At 74.5% G+C, this 6296-nt stretch carries 7 protein-coding genes; 3 read left to right on the top strand and 4 right to left on the bottom strand.

From position 1 onward, the window contains the following. Window positions 1-625: DNA-methyltransferase (locus DZG00_RS10955; protein ID WP_147359976.1), on the top strand; the 625-nt coding region annotated here is incomplete at its 5' end. A 21-nt stretch (window positions 626-646) separates the two neighbouring features. Here DZG00_RS10955 and DZG00_RS10950 read toward each other — a convergent pair. Both DZG00_RS10950 and DZG00_RS10945 read right to left on the bottom strand, forming a co-directional pair. Beyond that, window positions 647-2821, bottom strand: a complete 2175-nt coding sequence (locus DZG00_RS10950; protein ID WP_119455619.1) for a RecQ family ATP-dependent DNA helicase — start codon at window positions 2819-2821, stop codon at window positions 647-649. Window positions 2822-2909: 88 nt separating this feature from the next. Next, window positions 2910-3335 (bottom strand): PLD nuclease N-terminal domain-containing protein, encoded by a 426-nt coding sequence (locus tag DZG00_RS10945; RefSeq protein WP_233549110.1) that lies wholly within the window; start codon window positions 3333-3335, stop codon window positions 2910-2912. Between the two features lie 178 nt (window positions 3336-3513). Here DZG00_RS10945 and DZG00_RS10940 point away from each other — a divergent pair, with 178 nt between their 5' ends. Continuing rightward, entirely contained in the window at window positions 3514-3684 is a 171-nt protein-coding gene (locus DZG00_RS10940) for a CsbD family protein (protein ID WP_086515155.1), read from the top strand. 73 nt (window positions 3685-3757) lie between these two features. Here DZG00_RS10940 and DZG00_RS10935 read toward each other — a convergent pair whose 3' ends face one another. Continuing rightward, a complete protein-coding gene (locus tag DZG00_RS10935) occupies window positions 3758-4663 on the bottom strand; it encodes a metallophosphoesterase (RefSeq protein WP_119382463.1) in 906 nt (301 codons plus the stop codon). 131 nt (window positions 4664-4794) lie between these two features. Here DZG00_RS10935 and DZG00_RS10930 point away from each other — a divergent pair, with 131 nt between their 5' ends. Next, a complete protein-coding gene (locus tag DZG00_RS10930; protein ID WP_011931704.1) occupies window positions 4795-5592 on the top strand; it encodes an HAD-IIA family hydrolase in 798 nt (265 codons plus the stop codon). Between the two features lie 37 nt (window positions 5593-5629). Here the strand turns inward: DZG00_RS10930 and DZG00_RS10925 are convergent. Beyond that, window positions 5630-6296 (bottom strand): septum formation family protein (locus DZG00_RS10925; RefSeq protein ID WP_199689813.1); only part of this gene is annotated, 667 nt, incomplete at its 5' end.

Below are 6296 nucleotides of genomic sequence, written 5' to 3'. Positions count from 1 at the left end.
GATCGAGGCGTGGCGCCTCCTGGATCCCACCGGCACGCTCTACCTGCACCTCGACTACCGCGAGGTGCACTACGCGAAGGTCGTGCTCGACGCGCTCTTCGGCCGCCGGTCGTTCCTCAACGAGATCGTGTGGGCCTACGACTACGGCGCGAAGTCGCGGCGCCGGTGGCCGGCCAAGCACGACACGATCCTCGTCTACGTGAAGGACCCGCTCCGCTACCGCTTCGACTCCGAGGGCGTGGACCGCGAGCCCTACATGGCTCCCGGCCTCGTGACCCCCGAGAAGCGCGAGCGCGGGAAGCTGCCGACGGACGTCTGGTGGCACACGATCGTCTCCCCCACCGGCCGCGAGAAGACCGGCTATGCGACCCAGAAGCCCCTCGGTGTGCTGCGCCGGATCGTGCAGGCGTCGAGCCGGCCCGGCGACTGGGTGCTCGACTTCTTCGCCGGATCCGGCACCACGGGAGCCGCGGCCCGCGAGCTCGGCCGCCGCTTCGTGCTGGTGGACGAGAACCCGCAGGCCCTCGAGGTGATGCGCGCGCGGCTCGCGGGCGGCGGCACCGTCTTCGTGTCGCCGGATCCGGAGCCGGAGCCGGGCGCCGCCGTGCCGTCGGCCGCCGACTGACCCACGCCGGCGCCCGCCCTCCTACCCCTGCTGCGCGAGCGCGAACGGCAGCACGCGCGTGGCCCCGGCCTTCCGCAGCAGGCGCCCGGCGACCGTGAGCGTCCATCGCGTGTCGACCAGGTCGTCCACGAGGAGCACCGGACGCGGATCCGCCGCGAGGTCGTCCGCGATGTGCGCCGGCACCTGGAAGCGCGGGTGCACGCGACCCAGCCGGTAGACGCTGTTGCCGCGCGCGGCCCCGGGCGCCCCCGGATCCACGAGGTCCAGAGACCCCAGGAACGGCAGCCGCCCCACCTCGGCGATGCGCTGGGCCAGGCTGCCGACGAGCTGCGGACGCCCCGCGGACGGCACGTGCACGACGGCGCGCGGCCGCTCCGCCCAGCCCCAGTCGGCGAGCACCCGCACGCACGCGGCGACGAGCGCGTCGTCGACGGGGGCATCCTCCGCGCCGGCGGCGAAGACCGTGCGGAGCCTCCCGCCCCAGCCGAGGTCGGTGAGGCGTGCGAGGGCGCGGCCCTCGTCGACCTGCTCGCCCGCGGAGATGGCGCCGCTGAGCGGCACGCCGACGCTCGACGCGCCCGTGGGCCAGCGCAGGCGCGGCTCGATGGGGAGCCCCACCTTGTCGAGCGCCTGCGACGCCGTGGCGGAGGCCTGCTGATCCAGCGATGCCGGGTACCACGCGCCCGCGCACCGGTCGCAGCGCCCGCACGGCGCCGCGGTGTCGTCGTCGAGCTGGCGCTGGAGGAACTCCATCCGGCAGCCGAGCGTGGTCTCGTAGTCGAGCATCGCCTGCTGCTCGCGCACGCGCGCCGCGGCGACCTGCTCGTACCGGGCGCGGTCGTAGACCCACGGGACGCCCGTGGCCGACCAGCCCGCGGTGTCCCGACGCACGGCGCCGTCGACGTCGAGCACCTTGAGCAGGAGGTCGAGCCGGCTCCGCGAGAGCGAGACCCGCGACTCGAGCGCGGGCACCGACAGCGGCCGGTCGCTCTCGCCGAGCGCCTGGATGACGGCCGCGGCCTGCTGCTCGTCCGGCATGGACGCGGTGGCGAAGTACTGCCAGATGTCCGGATCCTCGCGGCCGGGCAGGAGCAGCACGTCCGCGTCGGCGGACCCGCGGCCCGCGCGCCCGACCTGCTGGTAGTAGGAGACGGGCGACGACGGCGCCCCGAGGTGCACGACGAAGCCGAGGTCGGGCTTGTCGAAGCCCATGCCGAGCGCACTGGTGGCGACGAGCGCCTTGACCTCGTTGCGCTGCAGCTCGCCCTCGGCCTGCTCGCGGTCAGCCGGGTCGTCCCGCCCCGTGTACGCCTTGACGGCGTGGCCGGCGTCGCGCAGCAGCCGTGCCGTGTCCTGCGCCGCCGAGACCGTGAGCGCGTAGATGATGCCGCTGCCGGGCAGCTCGTCGAGGTGGCTGAGCAGCCAGCCGAGCCGGTCGCGGCTGCTCTCGAGCCGCAGCACGCCGAGCCGCAGCGAGCGCCGGGCGAGCGGCCCGCGGATGGTGACCACCGGCACGCGGTCGGTCTCCACGACGCCCGCGCCCGCGGATCCGACGCTCAGCTGCTCCTCGACGTCGGCGACCACGCGCGAGTTCGCGGTGGCCGTGGTCGCGAGCACGGGCACGCGCTCGTCGACGGAGGAGATGAGGTCGCGCAGGCGCCGGTAGTCCGGACGGAAGTCGTGGCCCCAGTCGGAGATGCAGTGCGCCTCGTCGACCACGAGGAGGCCGAGCCGGGCCCGGAGCGCGGGCAGCTGCTCGTCGCGGAAGCGCGGGTTGTTGAGCCGTTCGGGCGAGACGAGGAGGAGGTCGACCTCGTCGGCGTCGAGCGCGCGCAGCAGGTCGTCCCACTCGTGGGCGTTGCTCGAGTTCATGGCGACGGCCCGGACGCCCGCCCGGCGGGCAGCGGCGACCTGGTCGCGCATGAGCGCCAGGAGCGGCGAGACGAGCAGCGTGGGGCCGAGGCCCTGCTGGCGGAGGAGCAGGGTGGCGACGAAGTAGACGGCCGACTTGCCCCATCCGGTGCGCTGCACGACGAGGGCGCGCGAGCGGTCCTGCACGAGCGCCTCGATGGCCTCGAACTGCCCGTCGTGGAAGTCGGCGCCCGCGACGCCGACGAGCCGCGAGAGGTGCTCGCGGGCGGCTGCCCGGAGGTCGGAGGTCGCGGCGGAGGAGGGCGGCGTTGCGGTGTCGGGCATGCGGCCATGCTCCCATCCGCCTCCGACCCCGCCCTCCCGCGGTCACCCCGCGGAGGGAGGGCGCGGGCGGCAGCGCCCTGGGGAGGGACTACCGCTCGGCGTCGGATCCCGGCTCGATGGCCCGCGGCGCACGCGCCGGTCCCGCGGCCCGGGCGGCCCGCACCGCCTGCTCGGCCTGCTGCTGCCGCATCCGCGCGACGGCCGCGTAGTGCCGCTCCTCCTCCTCGAGGTCGGCGAGCTGCTGCTCGGTGCTCCGGACGCGCCGGTCCACCGCCACCGCGGCCCGCTCGTAGGCGGCGCTCCGGTCCGGCGGGCCGACGGGCACGCGCCGCGCGTCCCAGTCGTGGCCGACGCAGAACCACACGATGCTGCCGATGAGCGGCAGGAAGACGATGAGCAGGATCCAGACGAGCTTCGGCAGGTGCTTCACCTGGTCGTCCGGTCGCGTGATGAGGTCGATGAGCGCGCACACGGCCACGAGGAGGGGGAGCAGCCCGAAGAGGATCACGGTCACGGAGCCTAGGGGCGGCTCCGGGCCCGGCGGAAGGCCCTTGCACGAACCCGGCCGAGGGTCCGCGGCCCTCGCGTTTCGCTCAGTGGACACGCACCTCGCACCTGTCAGGTTTCCAGGAGCCCTCGGTCCTACAGTCCAGTCGAGGGCCGCACCCGGTGGCCTCAGTGAGGAGGAGATCATGGGTCTCGACGACAAGATCAAGAACGCTGCTCAGGACATCGCGGGCAAGGCCAAGGAGGCGCTCGGCGACCACAAGGGCGACGAGAGCCTCAAGGCCGAGGGCCAGAAGGACCAGACCGCCGCGTCCGCCAAGAAGGCCGGCGAGGACGTCAAGGACGTCTTCAAGTAGAGCCAGACCAGCAGCGCCAGGAGAGGCGGCGACCCACGGGGTCGCCGCCTCTCCTCATGCCCGGGCCCGGTCGTCACGGCAGGGCGGGAGCCCCCGACGCGTGGATGATCCGCTGCACCAGCTCCGCGTCGAGCACCGCGACCTCGTCGCCGTCGTCGTCCGCGTGCGCCCGCACCACGACCGACGTGACGCCGCCGTCGGGCCGCACGTCGACCACGAGGAACCCGGATCCGCGCACGATGCGCTCCGTGCCGGGATCCGCCGCCACGTCCGTCTCGTTCGCGACGCCCGGCGCCACCAGCACGGGCACGCCCGCCAGCGAGCCGACGATGTGGTGGTGGTAGTGGCCCGAGAGGATCACGCGCACGTCGCTGCCGCGCACGATCTCCGCCAGCCGCTCCGGGCCCTGCAGGGCCAGCGACTCGTGCAGCGTCGTGGGCGCGGGCACCGGCGGGTGGTGCAGCACGAGCACCGTGCCGTGCTCGGCCGCGGTCGCGAGCAGCTCGCGGAGCGCGTCGAGCTGCTGCTCGCGCAGCGCGCCGTAGCCCTTGCCGGGCACGGAGGTGTCGAGGGTGACGATGCGCCAGCCGTCCACGATCGTCACGCCGTCGATGGGCGGCACGGCCGCGGGATCCCGGCCGTCGTCGGCGCCCGGGCCGCCGTGCCCGTCGCCGAGCACCAGCCGGAAGCCGGAGCGCACGTCGTGGTTGCCGGGCGAGAGGACGAGCGCCGCGCCGCGCGACGAGGTCCACGGCACGAGCCGGTCGCGGAGGAGCGCGTACGACTCGGGCGTGCCGTCCTCCGAGAGGTCGCCCGAGCCGACGAGGAGGCGGACGTGCGGGACGCGGTCGGCCTCGACGAGGACGCGGTCGAGGGCCGCACCCGTGTCGACGACGCCCTGGTGGAGGCCGCCGTCGCGGAGCAGGTGGGTGTCGCTGAGGTGGACGAGGCGGAGGGATCCGGGAGGCAGTGCGTGCATGCGCCGACCCTACGGCGGCGGGCCGACAGCGCGGGCGGCATCCCGGCGGACATCCGGTGAAGCCGCCCGCGACAGCCCGGCGGCCGCGCATGCCCCGGCGGTAGCCTCGTCCCACGACGAGAGGGAACCCCATGGCGACGCGCGACGAGATGGACTGCTGGCTCACCGACATGGACGGCGTGCTGGTGCACGAGAACCAGGCCCTGCCGGGTGCGGCGGCGCTGATCCAGCAGTGGCAGGACCAGGGCAAGCCGTTCCTGGTGCTCACCAACAACAGCATCTTCACGCCGCGCGACCTCTCGGCCCGGCTCCGCGCCTCCGGCCTGCACGTGCCCGAGGAGTCGATCTGGACCTCCGCGCTCGCGACCGCCGCGTTCCTCGAGCAGCAGATGCCCGGCGGATCCGCGTTCGTCATCGGCGAGGCCGGCCTCACGACGGCGCTGCACGAGGCGGGCTTCATCATGACCGACACGAAGCCCGACTTCGTGGTCATCGGCGAGACGCGCAACTACTCGTTCGAGGCGATCACGCGGGCGATCCGCCTCATCAACGGCGGCGCGCGCTACATCGCGACCAACCCCGACGCGACGGGCCCGAGCGCCGAGGGCGTGCTGCCGGCGACGGGCGCGGTGCTCGCGCTCATCTCGAAGGCCACGGGCAAGGAGCCGTACATCGTCGGCAAGCCGAACCCGATGATGTTCCGCTCGGCCCTCAACAAGATCGGGGCGCACTCCGAGAGCACCGGCATGATCGGCGACCGCATGGACACCGACATCATCGCGGGCATCGAGGCGGGCCTGCACACGGTGCTCGTGCTCACGGGCATCAGCGACCGGGCCGAGATCGAGCGCTACCCGTTCCGCCCCGACGAGGTGCTGTCGGGCGTCACCGAGCTGCTGGATCCGGAGCCGGTCGAGTCCGAGCTCTGATCAGCGGGGCGGGCTGTCGAAGCCGTCTGAAGGCCGGCTAGGGGACGACGGGCGGCTGCGGCACGCCGATGCTGCCCGTGAACGTGCCGCCGCCGGCGCGCGAGACGAAGCAGTAGGCGTCGCGGTCGCCCGCCGCCCACTCGTCCTGGCTGATCGGGTACGCCGACTGGTACTGCACGTCGTCGTAGGCGCGGGCCGCCGCGTAGTCGATCACGGTGTCGGCGATGCAGAGCTCGTCGGCGGAGTCGCGCACGGCGTCCTCGCCGGGGAACTCGTCGCCGGTCTGCGGCAGGGCGACGCGCGCGACCATCTGCGCGTGGTGCTCGGCGCCGCAGTCGACGACCGTGAACTCCTCCTCCCACGGGGTCGAGTACGGCTCGATGCACTCGCCGCCGAGCAGCGCGTCCCACGCCTGGACGCCTGCCGCGGCCGGGCCCTGCACGGGGTCGGTCGGGGTGGGCGACGGCGTCGGCGTGGCCTCGGCGGTCGCGGTGGCGACGGGGGCGGCGCCGGGCGCGGGGCTGGATCCGAGCCGCTGGCCCAGGTAGAAGAGGCCCACGAGGAGGAGGACCAGGAGGATCGCGCCGCCGACCCAGAGGCCGGTGCGGCGCGGGCCGCGGGGTCCGCGCGGGGGCGCGGCGGGCGGCGAGGGGACGCGGGCCGTGTCGAGGACGGGCGCACGCGGCGCGGGCGGGCGCGGCGCA

It is taken from the genome of Clavibacter lycopersici (assembly GCF_003576405.1).
Taxonomy (GTDB): Bacteria; Actinomycetota; Actinomycetes; order Actinomycetales; family Microbacteriaceae; genus Clavibacter; species Clavibacter lycopersici.
The sequence above is the reverse complement of the archived record's forward strand: the minus strand, read 5'-3'. Positions and strand labels throughout refer to the sequence as shown.